23 protein-coding genes are annotated in these 20,366 nt (G+C 53.2%); 20 read left to right on the top strand and 3 right to left on the bottom strand.

The annotated features are described in order from the left end of the window. Positions 1–21 precede the first annotated feature (21 nt). Positions 22–693 carry a 7-carboxy-7-deazaguanine synthase QueE gene (gene queE, locus WC1_RS05860; protein ID WP_003034139.1) on the top strand — a complete coding sequence of 224 codons (672 nt, stop codon included), beginning with the start codon at positions 22–24 and terminating at the stop codon, positions 691–693. 91 nt (positions 694–784) lie between these two features. Here queE and queD read toward each other — a convergent pair whose 3' ends face one another. Next, positions 785–1,147 (bottom strand): 6-carboxytetrahydropterin synthase QueD, encoded by a 363-nt coding sequence (queD, locus tag WC1_RS05865; protein WP_003034142.1) that lies wholly within the window; start codon positions 1,145–1,147, stop codon positions 785–787. Between the two features lie 305 nt (positions 1,148–1,452). On the opposite strand from queD, the gene cysJ reads away from it, so the two are divergent. The 3 genes from cysJ (at position 1,453) to cysH (ending at position 5,782) form a co-directional block, all read left to right on the top strand. Continuing rightward, positions 1,453–3,252: an NADPH-dependent assimilatory sulfite reductase flavoprotein subunit gene (gene cysJ, locus WC1_RS05870; RefSeq protein ID WP_016150907.1), complete on the top strand. Its 1,800-nt coding sequence runs from the start codon at positions 1,453–1,455 to the stop codon at positions 3,250–3,252. Next, positions 3,252–4,964, top strand: a complete 1,713-nt coding sequence (cysI, locus tag WC1_RS05875; RefSeq protein ID WP_003034148.1) for an assimilatory sulfite reductase (NADPH) hemoprotein subunit — start codon at positions 3,252–3,254, stop codon at positions 4,962–4,964. The genes cysJ and cysI overlap by 1 nt, the downstream gene beginning before the upstream one ends. A gap of 83 nt (positions 4,965–5,047) precedes the next feature. Next, positions 5,048–5,782 (top strand): phosphoadenosine phosphosulfate reductase, encoded by a 735-nt coding sequence (gene cysH, locus WC1_RS05880; protein WP_016150906.1) that lies wholly within the window; start codon positions 5,048–5,050, stop codon positions 5,780–5,782. 44 nt (positions 5,783–5,826) lie between these two features. Here cysH and WC1_RS05885 read toward each other — a convergent pair whose 3' ends face one another. Next, a complete protein-coding gene (locus tag WC1_RS05885; protein ID WP_003034151.1) occupies positions 5,827–6,870 on the bottom strand; it encodes an aminopeptidase in 1,044 nt (347 codons plus the stop codon). A gap of 254 nt (positions 6,871–7,124) precedes the next feature. Between WC1_RS05885 and cysD the strand changes: the two genes are divergently transcribed. The 12 genes from cysD to rpoS all read left to right on the top strand — a co-directional run bounded on the left by cysD (position 7,125) and on the right by rpoS (position 16,952). Beyond that, on the top strand, positions 7,125–8,033 hold the full coding sequence (gene cysD / locus WC1_RS05890) for a sulfate adenylyltransferase subunit CysD (protein ID WP_003034152.1): 909 nt from the start codon (positions 7,125–7,127) through the stop codon (positions 8,031–8,033). Positions 8,034–8,042: 9 nt separating this feature from the next. Next, the gene (gene cysN / locus WC1_RS05895) at positions 8,043–9,470 is read left to right on the top strand and encodes a sulfate adenylyltransferase subunit CysN (protein ID WP_016150905.1); all 1,428 of its coding nucleotides are present in this window, start codon (positions 8,043–8,045) and stop codon (positions 9,468–9,470) included. Then, positions 9,470–10,075, top strand: a complete 606-nt coding sequence (gene cysC / locus WC1_RS05900; protein ID WP_003034157.1) for an adenylyl-sulfate kinase — start codon at positions 9,470–9,472, stop codon at positions 10,073–10,075. Before cysN ends, cysC begins: the two co-directional genes overlap by 1 nt. Positions 10,076–10,122: 47 nt before the next feature. Then, complete coding sequence (locus tag WC1_RS05905; RefSeq protein ID WP_003034160.1) at positions 10,123–10,446, top strand: DUF3561 family protein; 324 nt, start codon at positions 10,123–10,125, stop codon at positions 10,444–10,446. Positions 10,447–10,661: 215 nt separating this feature from the next. Further along, positions 10,662–10,973 carry a cell division protein FtsB gene (ftsB, locus tag WC1_RS05910; RefSeq protein WP_003034163.1) on the top strand — a complete coding sequence of 104 codons (312 nt, stop codon included), beginning with the start codon at positions 10,662–10,664 and terminating at the stop codon, positions 10,971–10,973. An 18-nt stretch (positions 10,974–10,991) separates the two neighbouring features. Beyond that, positions 10,992–11,687 (top strand): 2-C-methyl-D-erythritol 4-phosphate cytidylyltransferase, encoded by a 696-nt coding sequence (ispD, locus tag WC1_RS05915; RefSeq protein ID WP_003840328.1) that lies wholly within the window; start codon positions 10,992–10,994, stop codon positions 11,685–11,687. 55 nt (positions 11,688–11,742) lie between these two features. Next, positions 11,743–12,222 (top strand): 2-C-methyl-D-erythritol 2,4-cyclodiphosphate synthase, encoded by a 480-nt coding sequence (ispF, locus tag WC1_RS05920; protein WP_003034167.1) that lies wholly within the window; start codon positions 11,743–11,745, stop codon positions 12,220–12,222. Beyond that, positions 12,219–13,268, top strand: a complete 1,050-nt coding sequence (gene truD / locus WC1_RS05925) for a tRNA pseudouridine(13) synthase TruD (protein WP_016150904.1) — start codon at positions 12,219–12,221, stop codon at positions 13,266–13,268. Before ispF ends, truD begins: the two co-directional genes overlap by 4 nt. Further along, positions 13,249–14,010, top strand: coding sequence for a 5'/3'-nucleotidase SurE (surE, locus tag WC1_RS05930; protein ID WP_003825728.1), 762 nt, complete (start codon positions 13,249–13,251; stop codon positions 14,008–14,010). The genes truD and surE overlap by 20 nt, the downstream gene beginning before the upstream one ends. Next, positions 14,004–14,630: a protein-L-isoaspartate(D-aspartate) O-methyltransferase gene (locus WC1_RS05935; RefSeq protein WP_003034172.1), complete on the top strand. Its 627-nt coding sequence runs from the start codon at positions 14,004–14,006 to the stop codon at positions 14,628–14,630. Before surE ends, WC1_RS05935 begins: the two co-directional genes overlap by 7 nt. Positions 14,631–14,814: 184 nt before the next feature. Further along, positions 14,815–15,897, top strand: a complete 1,083-nt coding sequence (gene nlpD / locus WC1_RS05940; RefSeq protein WP_231385721.1) for a murein hydrolase activator NlpD — start codon at positions 14,815–14,817, stop codon at positions 15,895–15,897. A 62-nt stretch (positions 15,898–15,959) separates the two neighbouring features. Then, positions 15,960–16,952, top strand: a complete 993-nt coding sequence (gene rpoS, locus WC1_RS05945) for an RNA polymerase sigma factor RpoS (RefSeq protein ID WP_000081498.1) — start codon at positions 15,960–15,962, stop codon at positions 16,950–16,952. A 142-nt stretch (positions 16,953–17,094) separates the two neighbouring features. On the opposite strand, the gene WC1_RS05950 is transcribed toward rpoS, so the two are convergent. After that, positions 17,095–17,499, bottom strand: a complete 405-nt coding sequence (locus WC1_RS05950; RefSeq protein WP_003840322.1) for a MarR family winged helix-turn-helix transcriptional regulator — start codon at positions 17,497–17,499, stop codon at positions 17,095–17,097. 158 nt (positions 17,500–17,657) lie between these two features. Between WC1_RS05950 and WC1_RS05955 the strand changes: the two genes are divergently transcribed. The 4 genes from WC1_RS05955 (at position 17,658) to WC1_RS24010 (ending at position 20,318) form a co-directional block, all read left to right on the top strand. Further along, on the top strand, positions 17,658–18,251 hold the full coding sequence (locus WC1_RS05955) for a non-oxidative hydroxyarylic acid decarboxylases subunit B (RefSeq protein WP_003034196.1): 594 nt from the start codon (positions 17,658–17,660) through the stop codon (positions 18,249–18,251). Continuing rightward, entirely contained in the window at positions 18,251–19,678 is a 1,428-nt protein-coding gene (locus WC1_RS05960; protein WP_016150902.1) for a non-oxidative hydroxyarylic acid decarboxylases subunit C, read from the top strand. Before WC1_RS05955 ends, WC1_RS05960 begins: the two co-directional genes overlap by 1 nt. A 10-nt stretch (positions 19,679–19,688) precedes the next feature. Beyond that, the gene (locus WC1_RS05965) at positions 19,689–19,925 is read left to right on the top strand and encodes a non-oxidative hydroxyarylic acid decarboxylases subunit D (protein WP_003846555.1); all 237 of its coding nucleotides are present in this window, start codon (positions 19,689–19,691) and stop codon (positions 19,923–19,925) included. A gap of 240 nt (positions 19,926–20,165) precedes the next feature. After that, complete coding sequence (locus WC1_RS24010) at positions 20,166–20,318, top strand: Hok/Gef family protein (protein ID WP_003034202.1); 153 nt, start codon at positions 20,166–20,168, stop codon at positions 20,316–20,318. Positions 20,319–20,366 lie beyond the last annotated feature (48 nt).

Raw genomic sequence — 20,366 nt, 5'->3', positions numbered from 1 at the left:
TATCCCCATATTGAGAGCGCTATGCAGTACCCGATTAACGAGATGTTCCAGACCCTGCAAGGTGAGGGTTACTTTACCGGCGTCCCCGCCATTTTTATTCGTTTACAGGGATGCCCGGTTGGCTGTGCCTGGTGCGATACCAAACACACCTGGGATAAGCTTGAGGATCGGGAAGTCTCCCTGTACAGCATCCTGGCCAAGACCAAAGAAAGCGACAAATGGGGGGCGGCGAGCAGTGAGGATCTGCTGGCGGTCATTTCGCGTCAGGGGTATACCGCCCGTCATGTGGTGATCACCGGCGGCGAGCCCTGCATTCATGACCTGATGCCGCTGACTGACCTGCTGGAAAAGAACGGCTTTAGCTGCCAGATTGAAACCAGTGGTACCCACGAAGTACGCTGTACGCCGAATACCTGGGTGACCGTATCGCCGAAGGTAAATATGCGTGGCGGTTATGATGTGCTGTCGCAGGCGCTAGAGCGCGCGAATGAAATCAAACATCCGGTTGGTCGCGTTCGCGATATTGAAGCGCTGGATGAACTGCTGGCGACGTTGAGCGACGACAAACCACGAATCATCGCCTTACAGCCAATCAGCCAGAAAGAAGATGCGACGCGTTTGTGTATTGATACCTGTATTGCGCGCAACTGGCGTCTGTCGATGCAAACCCATAAATATCTGAATATTGCCTGATAACTGTGCCGGGAGCGTTTCGCTTACCCGGCCAGAGTTTGTTGCTTGTTGCAGGCCGGATAAGACGCATTGCCATCCGGCAAGCCTACAATCACTCGCCGCGGTACACGCAGCCTGCTGTGCAGGTTTCTTTCACCATTACAGCACTTAGCAGAGGGACCACAGGTTTAATCTGATCCCAAATCCATTTGGCCAGCACTTCACTGGTTGGATTTTCTAAGCCAGGAATATCGTTCAAATAGTAGTGATCGAGTCTGTCGTAAGTCGGCTTAAACGCGGCTTTTAACTCAGCAAAATCCATGATCCAACCGGTATGCGGATCGACTTCACCGGTAATTTCAAGACGCACCATAAATGAGTGACCATGCAGGCGGCCACACTTATGCCCTTCCGGTACGTGCGGCAGGCGGTGAGCGGCTTCGAAGGTGAAATCTTTAAACAAGGTGGTGGACATTATTTACTCTCAAGAATGCGAAAAACCGCCGTAGGGTACCGTAAAGCACAATTTTTATCATTAGTTAAAAGGGCGCTAAGCATCAGAACGTCATATTTACGCTGTTAATGTTTAATAACTATTTATATATCATATAGTTATTAAATCGTTTTTGTCGTTAATGACTATAACTAAAACAGGTTAGTCCATTTGGTTATTTGTTATTTCTATCCCTTCTTTAATTGTTACTATCCCCGCCGTTAACCTTATCTTCAGTTTGGGTTTTATTGCTGAAATCCGCTTTGCTTACTGGAACATGACAACGCATGACGACACAGGCCCCACCTTCCGCTCTGCTACCGCTAAACCCGGAGCAACTGGCACGCCTTCAGGCAGCCACGACCGATTTCACTCCCGCACAGCTTGCGTGGGTTTCTGGCTATTTTTGGGGCGTGCTGAATCAGCAGCCTGGTAGCAATGCAGCGGCGCTTGCGCCTGTCGCTGAAATGCCAGGCATTACGCTTATCTCCGCCTCGCAAACCGGTAATGCGCGTCGTGTGGCGGAAGCCCTGCGCGATGATCTGATCGCCGCGAAGCTCAACGTCACTCTGATCAACGCTGGCGACTATAAATTCAAACAAATCGCCAATGAAAAACTGCTGATCGTGGTGGCGTCGACGCAAGGGGAAGGTGAACCGGCGGAAGAAGCTGTGGCGTTGCATAAATTCCTGTTCTCGAAAAAAGCGCCAAAGCTCAATAACACCGCTTTTGCCGTGTTTGGTCTTGGCGACACCTCCTATGAGTTTTTCTGTCAGTCAGGAAAAGACTTCGATGCGAAACTGGCTGAGCTGGGCGGTGAACGTCTGCTCGACCGCGTCGATGCCGACGTGGAATACCAGGCCGCCGCCGCTGAATGGCGCGCGCGTCTGGTCGAGGTACTGAAAGCCCGCGCGCCGGCGGCGCCATCGGTGCAGGCCGTGGCGGGCGGCGCGGTGAACGAGATTCACTCCAGCCCCTATACCAAAGAAGCGCCGCTGACGGCGTCGCTTGCGGTGAATCAGAAAATTACCGGCCGTGACTCTGAAAAAGACGTACGCCATATTGAAATTGATTTAGGCGATTCCGGCCTGCGTTATCAGCCGGGCGATGCCTTGGGCGTCTGGTATCAGAATGACCCGGATCTGGTTAAAGAACTGGTTGAACTGCTGTGGCTGAAAGGTGATGAACCGGTGACGGTTGAAGGCAAAACCTTGTCGCTCGCTGAAGCGTTGCAGTGGCATTTCGAGCTGACGGTGAATACCGGCAATATCGTGGAGAACTATGCCACCTTAACCCGCAGCGAAACATTGCTGCCGTTAGTGGGTGACAAAGCACAGTTGCAGCATTATGCCGCCACCACGCCCATCGTCGATATGGTGCGCTTTTCCCCGGCGCAATTGGATGCTCAGGCGTTAGTTGATCTTCTGCGTCCGTTGACGCCGCGTTTGTACTCCATTGCCTCTTCTCAGGCGGAAGTGGAAAGCGAAGTGCACGTCACCGTGGGCGTGGTGCGTTATGAGATAGAAGGTCGCGCCCGTGCTGGTGGTGCTTCCAGTTTCCTCGCCGACCGCGTGGAAGAAGAAGGTGAAGTCCGCGTGTTCATTGAACACAACGACAATTTCCGCCTGCCGTCAAACCCGCAGACGCCGGTAATTATGATTGGCCCGGGTACGGGAATTGCACCGTTCCGAGCCTTCATGCAGCAGCGTGCGGCTGATGGAGCCGAAGGCAAAAACTGGCTGTTTTTCGGTAACCCGCACTTTACCGAAGATTTCCTGTATCAGGTGGAATGGCAGCGTTACGTCAAAGAGGGCGTACTGAGCCGTATCGATCTCGCCTGGTCCCGCGATCAAAAAGAAAAAGTCTACGTACAAGATAAACTGCGCCAACAGGGCGCGGAACTGTGGCGCTGGATTAACGACGGTGCCCATATTTATGTCTGCGGCGATGCCAATCGTATGGCGAAAGACGTTGAGCAGGCGTTGTTGGAAGTGATTGCCGAATTCGGTGGTATGGATATCGAAGCGGCGGATGAATTTTTAAGTGAGCTGCGCATTGAGCGCCGTTATCAGCGAGATGTCTACTAATGAGCGAAAAACATCCAGGACCATTGGTGGTCGAAGGCAAACTGTCCGACGCTGAGCGTATGAAGCTGGAAAGCAACTATCTGCGCGGTACCATTGCCGAAGATTTAAACGACGGCCTGACCGGCGGGTTTAAAGGCGACAACTTCCTGCTGATCCGTTTTCACGGTATGTACCAGCAGGACGACCGCGATATCCGCGCTGAACGTGCCGAGCAAAAGCTGGAGCCGCGTCACGCGATGCTGCTGCGCTGTCGTCTACCGGGTGGAGTGATCACCACCAAACAGTGGCAGGCGATCGACAAGTTCGCCCATGACAACACTATTTACGGCAGCATTCGTCTGACCAACCGTCAGACCTTCCAGTTTCACGGCATTCTGAAGAAGAACGTTAAGCCGGTACACCAGATGCTGCACTCCGTCGGCCTGGACGCACTGGCGACCGCCAACGATATGAACCGTAACGTGCTGTGTACCTCCAACCCGTATGAATCTGAGCTGCACGCCGAAGCCTACGAGTGGGCGAAAAAGATCTCCGAACATCTGCTGCCGCGCACCCGCGCCTATGCAGAGATCTGGCTTGATCAGGAAAAAGTTGCGACCACCGACGAGGAGCCGATCCTCGGTCAAACCTATCTGCCGCGTAAGTTTAAAACCACGGTGGTGATCCCACCGCAGAACGACATCGATCTGCATGCCAACGACATGAACTTCGTGGCGATTGCGGAAAACGGCAAATTGGTGGGCTTTAACCTGCTGGTGGGCGGCGGTTTGTCCATTGAGCATGGCAATAAGAAAACTTACGCCCGGACGGCAAGCGAATTTGGGTATCTGCCGCTTGAGCATACGCTGGCCGTCGCGGAAGCGGTGGTGACGACTCAGCGTGACTGGGGTAACCGTACCGATCGTAAAAACGCCAAAACCAAATACACGCTGGAACGCGTAGGCGTTGAGACCTTTAAAGCTGAAGTTGAGCGCCGCGCGGGGATCAAGTTTGAGCCCATCCGCCCGTACGAGTTCACCGGTCGCGGCGATCGTATCGGCTGGGTGAAAGGGATCGACAATAAATGGCATCTGACGCTGTTTATTGAAAACGGCCGTATCCTGGATTATCCGGGCCGTCCGTTGAAAACCGGTCTGCTTGAGATCGCGAAGATCCACAAAGGTGAGTTCCGTATTACCGCGAACCAGAACCTGATCATTGCAGGTGTTCCTGAGAGTGAAAAGGCGAAGATCGAGAAGATTGCGCAGAAGAGTGGCTTAATGAATGCGGTCACTCCGCAGCGTGAAAACTCGATGGCCTGCGTGTCGTTCCCGACCTGTCCGCTGGCGATGGCGGAGGCCGAGCGCTTCCTGCCAACGTTTATCGACAACATCGACACGCTGATGGCGAAGCACAGCCTGAGTGATGAAAATATTGTCATGCGTGTGACTGGCTGCCCGAACGGTTGCGGCCGCGCGATGCTGGCGGAAGTTGGTCTGGTGGGGAAAGCGCCCGGACGTTACAACCTCCATTTAGGGGGCAACCGTATTGGAACTCGTATTCCCCGGATGTTTAAAGAGAACATCACCGAGCCGGAAATTCTGGCATCGCTGGATGAACTGATTGGGCGCTGGGCGAAAGAGCGCGAAGCGGGTGAAGGCTTCGGTGACTTTACGGTGCGTGCGGGCATTATTCGCCCGGTGCTCGATCCTGCCCGGGATTTCTGGGAATAATGTGAAATTGACTTATCGGGTCTGCTGAATCGGCAGACCTGATAAGCGCAGCGCCATCAGGCAAGGCAAACAGTGAGGAACTTATGTCCAAACTCAATCTCAACGCGTTGAACGAACTGCCGAAAGTTGAACGCGTTATGGCGTTGGCGCAAACCAACGACCAACTGGAAAAATTGAGCGCCGAGGATCGCGTGGCGTGGGCGCTGGAAAACCTGCCTGGCGAATATGTACTGTCATCAAGTTTTGGTATTCAGGCGGCAGTGAGCCTGCACCTGGTAAATCAGGTTCGCCCGGATATCCCGGTGATCCTCACCGATACCGGTTATCTGTTCCCGGAAACCTACCAGTTTATTGACGAGTTAACGGACAAGCTCAAGCTTAATCTGCAAGTCTACCGGGCGAAGGAAAGTGCGGCCTGGCAGGAAGCGCGCTATGGCAAACTGTGGGAGCAGGGCGTTGAGGGCATTGAAAAATACAATGACATCAACAAAGTCGAACCGATGAACCGGGCATTGCTGGAGCTGAACGCGCAGACCTGGTTTGCCGGTCTGCGCCGTGAGCAATCGGGCAGTCGTGCGCATTTACCGGTGCTGGCTATTCAGCGTGGTGTGTTTAAAGTTCTGCCGATCATCGACTGGGACAACCGTACGGTTTACCAGTATCTGCAAAAGCATGGTCTGAAGTACCATCCACTGTGGGATCAGGGCTATCTGTCAGTCGGCGATACCCATACCACCCGCAAATGGGAGCCGGGAATGGCGGAAGAAGAGACGCGGTTCTTTGGGCTGAAAAGAGAGTGCGGGCTGCACGAAGGCTAACTGTTAAAAGCCCGGTAACGTTTATTTATTACCGGGCTTCTTCTTCAGGATTTACCTGCTTTCGCCAGTTCTTTTACCAGCGGCAGCATAATGCGTACTACGTCGCGGCTACGGCGCTCTATCCGGCCCGGTAAGGCTTTATCGATATGCTGCTGGTTATCCAGTCGCACATCATGCCAGCTGTTGCCAGACGGGAACGAGGCGCTTTTGGCGCGCTGTTGGTAGCCATCTTTCTTGCCCAGGTTCCAGTTGGTCGCTTCAACGGAGAGCACAGCAATACCCGCGTCGTCGAAGACCTCCGCATCGTTACAACATCCTGTACCCTTCGGATAGTCTTTGTTCAGGCCAGGATTGGTGCTGGCTACAATGCCGCGACTATGCGCGATAGCCAGTGCCCGGTCGCGCGTTAGTTTTCGCACCGCTTCCGGGGTTTTCTTACCGCTGTTGAAATAGAGCTTATCACCGACAATCAGGTTATCGAGGTTGATAACCAGCAGCGTGTTTTTCTTCTCGGCGGCGCTCATTCGCTTCAGGATGTTCTCCGCGCCCAGTTTGCCTTCTTCCTCGCCGCTGGTGGCGATAAATCGGATGCCGTACTGCGTCGGCACGTCTTTGAGTTTTTCCGCCAGTTCCAGCATCACGCCAACACCTGCGGCGTTGTCGTCGATCCCTTGCAGGGTTAATCCACCCAGATTGGCATCTGAATCGGCATCGCTTTGTGCGGCGTAGGTGTCGAGGTGCGCCATAATAATAATCTGCTGCGGCGCTTTGCCTTCATGTGCTGCAATAACGGTGCTTCCCGTTACGTTATGCCAGTTTTTACGGTTATTTTTGGCGGTATAAACATAACGGCTATTAAACGTCCGAATATCACTGCTGTAGCCCATCTGCTGAAATTGCTGACGTATATAATCAGCGGATAACATTTCAGCCGGAGATCCCGTCACGCGGCCCGGGAAAAACGTTGCGATATATCGAGCCTGGGTATTTGCGATATCGCCAGGTTTGGAGGATGTTGCCTGTGCAGGAAGGATAAAACACGCGCCGAGCGCCATGGCAGCAATAAGGTGGCGCGTTGCGGAAAACATAATGAGTCCTTAAATACCAAGCAGAAATTTTCAGCCGCTAGTATGAAACTGTGATCGAGGTAAAACAATTTCATTTGCTCCTAAATGCCCGAAATCCGGTAGCTTAAGCACTTTTTGATATTTGCTTTTCCGGATCGTTATTCCTTTGAGGAACTACTCATTCCAATTCGTAATTTCATTCGCCCTCTTGCCCTCCCTATAGTCAGGTTATCTGAGCATCGTTAGCAAAATAACGGCATTACATAGGAACGGTTATGGATCAAAAACGACTTACCCACCTGCGGCAACTGGAAGCGGAAAGCATCCATATCATTCGTGAGGTGGCCGCCGAGTTTTCTAATCCGGTGATGATGTATTCCATCGGCAAAGATTCCAGCGTAATGCTGCATCTGGCGCGTAAAGCGTTTTATCCTGGCACGCTGCCGTTCCCATTACTGCACGTTGATACCGGTTGGAAATTCAGCGAAATGTACGAGTTTCGTGACCGTACGGCGAAAGCCTACGGCTGCGAACTGCTGGTGCATAAAAACCCGGAAGGGGTGGCGATGGGCATCAACCCGTTCGTCCACGGCAGCGCCAAGCATACCGACATTATGAAAACCGAAGGGCTGAAGCAGGCGCTCAATAAATACGGTTTTGATGCCGCGTTTGGCGGTGCTCGTCGTGACGAAGAGAAATCACGTGCCAAAGAGCGTATTTACTCTTTCCGCGATCGTTTTCATCGTTGGGATCCTAAAAATCAGCGCCCGGAGCTGTGGCACAACTACAACGGACAAATTAACAAAGGCGAAAGTATTCGCGTCTTCCCGCTCTCCAACTGGACCGAACAGGATATCTGGCAGTACATCTGGCTGGAAAACATTGACATCGTGCCACTGTACCTGGCGGCGGAGCGTCCGGTGCTTGAACGCGACGGCATGTTGATGATGATTGATGACGACAGAATCGATCTGCAACCCGGGGAAGTGATTAAAAAACGCATGGTACGTTTCCGTACGCTCGGCTGCTGGCCGCTGACAGGCGCGGTGGAGTCGAATGCGCAGACGCTGCCGGAAATTATCGAAGAGATGCTGGTCTCAACTACCAGTGAACGTCAGGGCCGCGTGATTGACCGCGACCAGGCGGGCTCCATGGAGCTGAAGAAACGTCAGGGGTATTTCTAAGGAGCCGCCATGAATACGACACTTGCACAACAAATTGCTAATGAAGGCGGCGTTGAAGCCTGGATGGTTGCCCAGCAACACAAAAGTCTGCTGCGCTTTTTAACCTGCGGTAGCGTGGATGACGGGAAAAGCACCCTGATTGGTCGCCTGCTGCACGACACGCGTCAGATTTATGAAGACCAGCTTTCATCGCTGCACAATGACAGTAAACGTCACGGCACTCAAGGCGAAAAGCTTGATCTGGCGTTATTGGTTGACGGCTTGCAGGCCGAGCGCGAGCAGGGCATCACCATCGACGTGGCTTACCGTTATTTCTCTACCGAGAAGCGTAAATTTATTATTGCGGACACACCCGGGCATGAACAGTACACCCGTAACATGGCGACCGGTGCGTCGACCTGCGACCTTGCGATCCTATTGATCGATGCGCGTAAAGGTGTGCTGGATCAGACTCGTCGTCACAGCTTTATCTCCACGTTGCTTGGGATCAAACACCTGGTGGTGGCGATCAACAAAATGGATCTGGTGGACTTTAGCGAAGAGACATTTAATCGCATTCGCGAAGACTATCTTACTTTTGCTGAACAACTTCCGGGTAACCTGGATATCCGGTTTGTGCCGCTCTCTGCGCTGGAAGGCGATAACGTGGCTTCGCAAAGCGCCAGTATGCCGTGGTACAGCGGTCCGACGCTGCTGGAAGTGCTGGAAACCGTTGAGATCCAGCGCAGTATTGATACTCAGCCGATGCGCTTCCCGGTGCAGTATGTGAACCGACCGAATCTGGATTTTCGTGGTTATGCCGGAACGCTGGCCTCCGGTAGCGTGAAGGTCGGGCAGCGCGTCAAAGTGCTGCCGTCCGGCGTTGAGTCCAGCGTAGCGCGGATCGTGACCTTTGATGGCGATTTACAGGAAGCGCATGCAGGTGAAGCGATCACCCTGGTGCTGAAAGATGAGATCGATATCAGCCGGGGCGACCTGTTACTTGATGCCGGTGAGGCGTTGCCGGCGGTTCAAAGCGCTGCCATTGATGTGGTTTGGATGGCGGAACAACCGCTGTCGCTTGGACAAAGCTACGACATCAAAGTCGCAGGCAAGAAGACCCGCGCACGCGTTGATAGCGTGCAATATCAGGTCGATATAAACAACCTGACCCAACGTGACGTTGAAGCGCTACCGCTGAACGGCATCGGTCTGGTTAATCTGACCTTTGATGAGCCGCTGGTGCTGGATACCTATCAGCAGAACCCGGTGACGGGCGGGCTGATAATTATTGACCGCCTGACCAACGTTACCGTTGGCGCGGGACTGGTGCGTGAGCCACTTGTTCAGGAGCACGCCGCGGCTTCTCAGTTCAGCGCGTTTGAGCTGGAGCTTAATGCACTGGTGCGTCGCCACTTCCCACACTGGGGTGCGCGCGATCTGCTGGGAGGAAAATAATGGCGCTGCATGACGAAAACGTCGTCTGGCATGCCCATCCTGTTACACCGCAACAGCGGGAACAACGCCACGGTCATCGTGGTGTTGTACTGTGGTTTACCGGGTTGTCTGGTTCCGGTAAATCCACGGTAGCAGGGGCGCTTGAAGAAGCGTTGCATAAGCTGGGGGTGAGTACTTATCTCTTGGATGGCGATAACGTGCGTCACGGCTTGTGCAGCGATCTTGGATTTAGTGATGCCGATCGTAAGGAGAATATTCGCCGGGTTGGTGAAGTGGCTAACCTGATGGTGGATGCGGGGCTTGTGGTGTTGACCGCCTTTATCTCACCGCATCGCGCTGAGCGCAAAATGGTTCGTGAGCGAGTTGGCGAAGGGCGTTTTATTGAAGTTTTTGTCGATACGCCATTAGCAACGTGTGAAGCACGCGATCCAAAAGGGCTGTATAAAAAAGCGCGGGCGGGTGAGTTACGCAATTTCACCGGAATTGATTCGGTATACGAAGCGCCTGAATCGCCAGAGATTCATCTTGATGGTGAACAATTGGTAACAAATTTGGTACCCCAATTATTAGACCTGCTGAGGCAGGAAGATATTATCAGATCCTGAGACACCCGAGCTCACATGCCCGGTCAGTCACGGTCACAGGATTAGATATGCGTAACAGCCATAACATTACTATTACAGAGTCAGATACCTTCGCCGCCGACGACGAAACCACCTGGTCACTACCGGGGGCCGTGGTCGGTTTTATCGCGTGGTTGTTGGCGCTGGGATTCCCGTGTCTGATGTATGGCCCTAATACACTGTTTTTCTTCATTTATACCTGGCCCTTTTTCCTCGCATTGCTGCCCGTGGCGATTGTCGCGGGTATTGCCTTGCACTCGCTATTGAAGGGGAGGTTGCTGCTGAGCATTACCTGTACCCTGCTGGTGGTTGGGGCGATGTTTGGCGCACTATTTTTATGGTTATTGGGTTAGGCAAACGCCTTTTTTTAACAATCGCCGACGTTGTTCACTCTCTGGTCATAATTCAAACCGTAACCAACAATGAGATTATGTTCTCCTTACACGGGGTATACGTAACAACGGGCAAATGTGGTACATTTGCCCGCGTTGTCGCGGCATTCCCGACCGTTGATGTAAAGTTGTCTGCGGAAGTTATGGGATATTAATGCCGTTTTTCAGGGGGCAGGATGGGTAAACTAACGCTGCTGTTGCTGGCTTTATTAGTCTGGCTGCAGTATTCGCTGTGGTTCGGTAAGAACGGCATACATGACTATAGTCGCGTCAACGATGATGTTGCTGCGCAGCAAGCTACAAACGCGAAACTTAAAGCGCGTAACGATCAGCTCTTTGCCGAAATTGACGATCTCAATGGCGGACAAGAGGCTATTGAGGAGCGTGCGCGCAACGAACTCAGTATGACTAAGCCGGGCGAAACCTTTTATCGTCTGGTGCCTGACGCGTCTAAACGCGCTCAGACTGCAGGGCAAAACAATCGATAAACCGTCCAGGGATTTAACATGGCAGCCACTTTATTGGACGTTTGCGCCGTGGTGCCGGCTGCCGGGTTTGGCCGCCGAATGCAAACAGAGTGTCCTAAGCAGTACCTCTCTATTGGCAATAAAACCATTCTTGAACACTCGGTTGATGCGCTGCTGGCTCATCCCCGGGTGACGCGAGTCGTCATCGCTATCAGCCCAGGCGACAGTCGCTTTGCCCAACTTCCACTTGCTGCGCACCCGCAAATTACGGTGGTGGATGGCGGCAACGAGCGTGCCGATTCTGTCCTTGCCGGTTTGCAAGCCGCAGGGGAGGCCCGTTGGGTGCTGGTGCATGACGCCGCGCGTCCGTGCCTGCACCAGGATGATTTGGCCCGTTTGCTGGCAATCAGCGAGTCCAGCCGTACCGGCGGGATCCTTGCCGCACCGGTACGCGACACAATGAAACGTGCGGAGCCGGGGCGAACAGACATCGCCCATACGGTCGATCGCACCGATTTATGGCATGCGTTGACGCCGCAGTTTTTCCCGCGCGAGTTATTGCACGATTGCCTGACACGTGCACTCAACGAAGGTGCAACTATTACAGACGAAGCTTCGGCGCTGGAATATTGCGGCTTTCATCCGCAGCTGGTCGAAGGACGTGCTGACAACATCAAAGTCACCCGCCCGGAAGATCTGGCGCTGGCGGAATTTTATCTGACCCGAACTATCTAGATACATCATACTTCAGGCTGCCTGGAGGACGCTGTGTATATCAGGAGAAGGCATAATGCGAATTGGACACGGTTTCGACGTACACGCTTTTGGAGGAGTTGGCCCAATTATCATTGGTGGTGTGCGCATCCCGTATGAAAAAGGATTGCTGGCGCATTCTGATGGTGACGTGGCGTTGCACGCGTTAACCGATGCTCTGCTGGGCGCGGCTGCGCTGGGGGATATCGGTAAGCTATTCCCGGACACCGACCCGGCCTTTAAAGGTGCAGATAGTCGTGAATTATTGCGTGAAGCCTGGCGGCGTATTCAAGCCAAAGGCTATACGCTTGGTAATGTGGATGTGACAATTATTGCTCAGGCGCCGAAGATGCTGCCGCACATTCCACAAATGCGTGTGTTTATTGCCGAAGACCTCGGCTGCCATATGGATGATGTTAACGTGAAAGCGACCACCACGGAAAAACTCGGTTTTACCGGGCGTGGGGAAGGGATTGCCTGTGAAGCGGTGGCGTTACTCATTAAGGCAACGAAATGACTGCGTTTGAAGATCTGACGTATCTCCATGGCAAACCACAAGGCCATGGCGTTCTGAAAGCGAATCCGGAAGACTTTGTCGTCGTCGAAGATTTAGGCTTCGAACCCGATGGCGAAGGCGAGCACATTTTGGTGCGTATCCTGAAAAACGGTTGTAACACCCGTTTTGTGGCTGACGCGCTGGCGAAATTCCTGAAAATTCATGCCCGCGAAGTGAGCTTTGCTGGTCAGAAAGACAAGCATGCGGTCACGGAACAGTGGCTGTGTGCGCGTGTGCCGGGCAATGCGATGCCTGATTTAAGCAAATTTGAGCTTGAAGGCTGTAAAGTGCTGGAGTACGCACGCCACAAGCGTAAGCTGCGTTTAGGGGCGCTGAAAGGCAACGAATTTACGCTGGTGCTGCGTGAAGTGAGCGAGCGAAATGATGTTGAAGCGCGTTTGCAGGCAATTAACGAGCGCGGCGTTCCGAACTATTTTGGCGCTCAGCGTTTTGGTATCGGCGGCAGCAACCTGCAAGGGGCGCTGCGCTGGGCGCAAAGCGATGCGCCGGTGCGCGATCGCAATAAACGCAGTTTTTGGTTGTCGGCGGCCCGTAGCGCGTTGTTTAATCAGATAGTCAGTGAACGCCTGAAAAAAACAGACTTTAATCAAGTTGTTGACGGCGATGCGCTACAATTATCGGGGCGCGGAAGCTGGTTTGTCGCCGCACAGGAAGAACAAACTGAATTACAGCGTCGCGTCGATGAGAAAGAATTGATGATTACAGCGGCATTACCGGGCAGCGGTGAGTGGGGAACTCAACGCGACGCGCTGGCGTTTGAAGAAGCCGCTGTTGCTGATGAAACCGCGCTGCAGTCTCTGTTATTGCGCGAGAAAGTCGACGCGTCGCGTCGCGCTATGTTGCTGTATCCACAACAATTAAGCTGGAACTGGTGGGATGACGTAACCGTTGAATTACGTTTCTGGCTACCGGCAGGTAGCTTCGCCACCAGTGTTGTAAGGGAACTTATTAACACAATGGGTGATTATGCGTATATTGCTGAGTAACGATGATGGGGTTCACGCACCAGGTATACAAACGCTGGCGAAAGCGCTGCGTGAGTTTGCTGACGTACAGGTGGTTGCCCCGGATCGTAACCGCAGTGGCGCGTCCAACTCGCTGACGCTGGAATCCTCACTTCGCACGTTCACCTATGATAACGGTGATATCGCCGTACAAATGGGTACACCTACCGATTGCGTCTATCTGGGCGTTAACGCATTAATGCGTCCGCGTCCGGACATTGTCGTGTCTGGTATTAACGCAGGTCCTAATCTCGGCGATGATGTTATCTATTCCGGTACCGTTGCGGCGGCGATGGAAGGTCGTCACCTGGGCTTCCCTGCGCTGGCTGTCTCACTTGATGGGCATAAACACTACGATACTGCTGCCGCAGTAACCTGCCGTATCTTACGGGCGCTGAGTCGTGAACCGCTGCGCACCGGGCGCATTTTGAATATCAACGTGCCGGATTTACCGCTGGATCAGATTAAAGGTATTCGCGTCACCCGCTGCGGTAGTCGCCATCCTGCGGATCAGGTGATACCACAGCAGGACCCGCGCGGTAATACGCTGTACTGGATCGGGCCACCGGGCGAAAAGTGCGACGCCGGACCGGATACTGATTTTGCCGCCGTCGATGAAGGCTATGTTTCCATCACGCCGCTGCATGTCGATTTAACCGCATACGGCGCGCATGAAGTTGTTTCTGACTGGCTAGACAGCGTGGGAGCCGACACGCAATGGTAAGCAGACGCGTACACACTCTTCTTGAACAATTACGTGCGCAGGGCATCAGAGATGAGCTTGTTCTCGATGCACTTGCCGCCGTGCCGCGTGAAAAATTCATTGATGAGGCGTTTGAACATAAGGCCTGGGACAATATTGCCCTGCCGATTGGTCAGGGGCAGACGATTTCGCAGCCCTATATGGTTGCACGGATGACCGAGCTGCTGGAGTTAACGCCACAGTCCCGGGTGCTGGAAATTGGTACCGGCTCTGGCTACCAAACGGCGATTCTGGCGCACCTTGTGCACCATGTGTGCTCTGTTGAGCGCATTAAAGGTTTGCAGTGGCAGGCGCGTCGTCGACTTAAACAGCTTGATTTACATAATGTTTCTACCCGTCATGGTGATGGATGGCAAGGCTGGCAAGCGCGAGCCCCGTTTGACGCTATCATTGTTACGGCAGCGCCGCCTGAGATCCCAACCGCATTGATGATGCAGTTGGATGAAGGCGGCATTCTCGTCTTACCCGTGGGTGACGAGCACCAGTTTCTGAAACGGGTGCGTCGTCGGGGAGGCGAATTTATTATCGATACCGTGGAGGCCGTACGCTTCGTTCCCTTAGTAAAAGGGGAGCTTGCGTAGATACAGGCTCTGAATACCTGGAGTTTTCCTGGATATTCTGGAATTAGTAAGCGTATCGTGGTCACGTTTCCAGTGCCCAGTCCGATGCCTTGCACGGTGATTACGTCACTGGTTTTAACCAAATTTTCCTGGGGGATAAATGAGCGCGGGAAGCCACAAATTTACCGTTCGCCGTATTGCGGCATTGTCACTGGTTTCATTATGGCTGGCAGGTTGTTCAAATACCTCGAATCCACCTGCACCGGTCAGTTCCGTTGATGGCGGTGCATCAACGAACACCAATTCCGGTATGCTGATTACGCCTCCACCAAAAATGGGCTCGACGTCGACAGTACAGCAAACGCCGCAGATCCAGCCGGTGCAGCGTCCGACCACACAGTCAACACAGATCCAGCTTGTTGCGGAACAACCTGTGCAGATGGAAAACGGTCGTATTGTGTACAACCGTAAGTATGGGAACATTCCGAAAGGTAGCTATACGGGCGGCAGTACCTATACTGTTAAGAAAGGCGATACCCTTTTCTATATTGCCTGGATTACCGGGAACGATTTCCGTGATCTCGCACAACGCAATAACGTTCCGGCCCCGTATGGCCTGAATGTCGGTCAAACTCTGCAAGTGGGCAATGCGTCTGGCGCACCGATTACCGGTGGAAATGCCATCACCCAGGCGGATGCAGCACAGCAAGGAGTTGTGACCAACCCTGCACAAAATTCCACCGTTGCTGTTGCTTCGAAACCAACAATTACGTATTCTGAGGATTCAGGTGAACAAAGTGCTAATAAAATGTTGCCGAACAACAAGCCTGCTGGGACTGTGGTCACAGCGCCTGTAACGGCTCCGGCAGTTAGCGCAACCGAATCAACTGCAAGCTCAACGTCAACCAGCTCGCCAATCTCTACCTGGCGCTGGCCAACCGAGGGCAAAGTGATCGAAAACTTTGCGGCTACCGAAGGTGGCAATAAAGGGATCGACATTGCAGGCAGCAAGGGACAGGCTATTGTCGCGACCGCAGATGGACGCGTCGTCTATGCCGGTAACGCGCTGCGTGGTTACGGTAATCTTATTATCATCAAACATAACGATGATTACCTGAGTGCCTACGCCCATAACGATACAATGCTGGTCCGGGAACAACAAGAAATCAAGGCGGGGCAGAAAATAGCTACCATGGGTAGTACCGGAACCAGTTCAACACGCTTGCATTTTGAAATTCGTTACAAGGGGAAATCCGTAAACCCGCTGCGTTATTTACCGCAGCGATAATTCGGCGGAACCAGGCTTTCACGTGCTAGTTCCGTTAGGGATCACGGGTAGGAGCCACCTTTATGAGTCAGAATACGCTGAAAGTTCATGATTTAAATGAAGATGCGGAATTTGATGAGAACGGAGTAGAGGCTTTTGATGAAAAAGCCTTGAGTGAAGAGGAACCCAGTGATAACGACCTGGCTGAAGAAGAGCTGTTATCGCAGGGGGCCACACAGCGTGTGTTGGACGCGACTCAGCTTTACCTTGGTGAGATTGGTTATTCACCACTGTTAACAGCCGAAGAAGAAGTTTATTTTGCGCGTCGCGCACTGCGTGGGGATGTCGCATCCCGCCGTCGCATGATTGAAAGTAACCTGCGTCTGGTGGTGAAAATTGCTCGTCGTTATGGCAATCGTGGTCTGGCATTGCTGGACCTGATTGAAGAGGGCAATCTGGGACTGATCCGTGCAGTCGAGAAGTTTGACCCGGAACGCGGGTTCCGCTTCTCAACATACGCAACCTGGTGGATCCGCCAGACGATCGAACGGGCGATTATGAACCAAACCCGTACGATCCGACTGCCAATTCACATTGTAAAAGAGCTGAACGTCTATCTGCGTACCGCGCGTGAGTTGTCGCATAAACTGGACCACGAACCGAGCGCAGAAGAGATTGCTGAACAACTGGACAAACCGGTTGATGACGTCAGCCGTATGCTCCGACTCAACGAGCGTATTACCTCGGTAGACACCCCGCTGGGTGGCGATTCCGAAAAAGCGTTGCTGGATATTCTGGCCGATGAAAAGGAAAACGGCCCGGAAGACACCACGCAAGACGATGATATGAAACAGAGCATCGTCAAATGGCTGTTCGAACTGAACGCCAAACAGCGTGAGGTACTGGCACGTCGCTTTGGTCTGCTGGGGTATGAAGCTGCGACACTGGAAGATGTAGGCCGCGAAATTGGCCTCACCCGTGAACGTGTTCGCCAGATTCAGGTTGAAGGTCTGCGTCGTCTGCGTGAAATCCTGCAGACTCAGGGACTGAATATCGAAGCGCTGTTCCGCGAGTAAGCACAAGTTCTATCAAGAAAGGCCAGTCTCATTGAGACTGGCCTTTTTCTATGTTTGTTGCCTGATGGCACTGCGTTTATCAGGCCTACGGGGAGCCGGACTTTGTAGGCCGGATAAGACATTTATGTCGCCATCCGGCAGATTAGTTCATCATCTTACGCACCAGACGTGTGAACTGCTCACGTTCTTCATCAGATAATCGCCCCAGAAACTCATCATCCACGCTATCGCCTAACGGGGTTGCGCTGGTCAGTAATGCTTCTCCTTGCGCGGTCAAATAAACAAATCGCCGACGCTTATCCGCCGGGTCGTGTTCACGTCTGACCAACTCCCGTTTTTCCATCCGGCTCAGCATTTCCGCAAGCGTTGCCTTGGTACAGACTGCGGCTTCGGTCAGGGCGACCTGCTCAATGCCGGGATGCTCGGCAATGGCGCGCATCACCGCATACTGCGGTTTGGTCAGATCCGGTAATTCATGTTGCCAGCGAGCCGTATGTTGCTGAAAAAGCTGACGTAAAAGGTGAAAGGCTGTGTTTCTTAACGGCATGAGAGCTCCGGAATATCTGTCAGTCTCTATCTTAACGGGTAACGCGTCATAGTTTAACCATTGCTGCTTTAGCAATCTGTGCGAGGTGCTCTTGTCCGGAATGCATCGAGGGAGTATTTTAATCAAAATGTTCGTACACGAACAAAATTGAGGGCGAAATGAGACTGATTGTAGGAATGACCGGGGCGACCGGCGCACCGCTTGGTGTGTCGCTATTGCTGGCGCTGCGGGAAATGCCGGGGGTAGAAACCCATCTGGTGCTGTCAAAGTGGGCCAAAACCACTATTGAACTGGAGACGCCGTACAGCGTCCGTGATGTGTCGGCGTTGGCCGATTATTGCCACAACCCGGCGGACCAGTCGGCGACCATATCCTCAGGATCGTTTCGTACTGACGGCATGATCATTATCCCCTGCAGTATGAAAACGCTGGCCGGTATTCGAGCAGGCTACGCGGAAGGACTGGTGGGGCGCGCTGCTGATGTGGTGCTGAAAGAAGGGCGCAAGCTGGTTCTGGTTCCGCGTGAAATGCCGCTCAGCACTATTCATCTGGAAAACATGCTCGCACTTTCCCGCATGGGCGTGGCGATGGTCCCGCCGATGCCCGCGTTTTACAACCACCCGCAAACGGTCGATGACATCACTCAGCATATCGTTGCGCGTGTGCTCGATCAGTTTGGTCTGGAGCATCCAAACGCCCGTCGCTGGCAGGGTTTACGGCAGGCGCAGAATTTTTCACAGGAGAATGAATAATGGCATTTGATGATTTGCGCAGCTTTTTACAAGCGCTGGACGACCAGGGACAATTGCTGAAAATCAGTGAAGAAGTCAACGCTGAGCCGGATCTGGCTGCGGCGGCTAACGCGACCGGACGTATTGGTGATGGTGCGCCTGCGCTGTGGTTTGACAATATTCGCGGTTTTACCGATGCCCGCGTGGCGATGAATACCATCGGTTCATGGCAGAATCATGCCATTTCATTAGGCCTGCCGCCCAATACGCCGGTGAAAAAACAAATTGATGAGTTTATTCGCCGTTGGGATAAATTTCCGGTTACGCCGGAGCGTCGTGCCAACCCGGCGTGGGCTGAAAACTGTGTTGATGGTGAGGAGATCAACCTGTTTGATATTCTGCCGCTGTTTCGTCTGAACGATGGTGACGGCGGTTTCTATCTTGATAAAGCCTGCGTGGTGTCGCGCGATCCGCTGGATCCGGACAACTTCGGCAAACAGAACGTCGGCATTTATCGTATGGAAGTGAAGGGCAAACGCAAGCTTGGCCTGCAGCCGGTGCCGATGCATGATATCGCGCTGCATCTGCATAAAGCTGAAGAGCGCGGTGAAGATCTGCCGATTGCCATCACGCTGGGTAACGATCCGATTATTACCCTGATGGGGGCCACGCCGCTGAAGTACGATCAGTCGGAATACGAAATGGCGGGAGCGCTGCGTGAAAGCCCGTACCCGATCTCTACCGCACCGCTTACCGGCTTTGACGTACCTTGGGGTTCGGAAGTGATCCTTGAAGGGGTCATTGAAAGCCGTAAGCGTGAAATCGAAGGGCCGTTTGGCGAGTTTACTGGGCACTATTCCGGTGGACGTAATATGACGGTCGTACGTATCGATAAAGTCTCTTATCGCACCAAACCGATTTTTGAATCGCTATATCTGGGGATGCCGTGGACGGAGATTGACTACCTGATGGGGCCGGCAACCTGCGTACCGCTGTATCAACAGCTGAAAGCCGAGTTCCCGGAAGTGCAGGCGGTGAATGCCATGTACACCCACGGTTTGCTGGCGATTATCTCCACCAAAAAACGCTACGGCGGCTTTGCCCGCGCGGTGGGGCTGCGCGCAATGACGACGCCGCATGGCCTGGGGTACGTGAAAATGGTGATTATGGTTGATGAGGATGTTGACCCGTTCAACCTGCCGCAGGTGATGTGGGCGCTGTCTTCGAAGGTCAATCCGGCGGGCGATCTGGTGCAACTGCCGAATATGTCGGTGCTGGAGCTTGATCCGGGTTCCAGTCCGGCGGGGATTACCGACAAGTTAATTATTGATGCTACCACGCCGGTTGCGCCGGATAACCGTGGGCACTACAGCCAGCCGGTATGTGATTTACCGGAAACGAAAGCCTGGGCAGAAAAACTGACCGCCATGCTGGCCAACCGTAAATAAGGAGTAGCAGATGATTTGTCCACGTTGTGCCGATGAACATATTGAAGTGATGGCAAACTCGCCGGTAAAAGGTGTCTGGACGGTATATCAGTGCCAGCATTGTCTGTACACCTGGCGTAATACCGAACCGCTACGTCGTACCAGTCGCGAGCACTACCCGGAGGCGTTTCGTATGACGCAGAAAGATATCGACGATGCGCCAATGGTGCCGAGTATTCCACCGCTGCTGGCGGAAGGTAAGCGCTAATACTGAAGGCCCGGGATTCCGGGTCTTTTTTGCGAGCAGACTCGTAACGTATTGATAAATTGATTTGTTACAGCGGCATCGGGAATAGAATAGCGGCGGGTGCTTGAGGCTTTCTGGGCTTTGAGCATTGGCAAGGTCCCGGAAAGACAAAAGCCCCAGGAGATAGTTCTATCAACCTGAGGCTAACGTACAAACCTAGACCATTTGGATGTTAGTCTCTTCTTTGCAGGGAGGCAAGACATGCTGACAAAATATGCCCTTGTGGCAATTGTAGTGCTGTGTTTCACGGCGCTGGGATTCACGTTAATGGTACGAGATTCGTTGTGCGAGTTAAGTATTAAAGAACGTGGTATGGAGTTTAAAGCTGTTCTCGCTTACGAACCGAAGAAGTAGCAACAACGCGGGGGAAACCCCCGCGTTTTGATGGTCCGGTTTCGTCCT

Origin of the sequence: Citrobacter sp. KTE30, from assembly GCF_000398825.1 — a bacterium.
Classification (GTDB): domain Bacteria; phylum Pseudomonadota; class Gammaproteobacteria; order Enterobacterales; family Enterobacteriaceae; genus Citrobacter; species Citrobacter freundii.
This window is presented reverse-complemented; position numbering and strand designations above follow the sequence as displayed.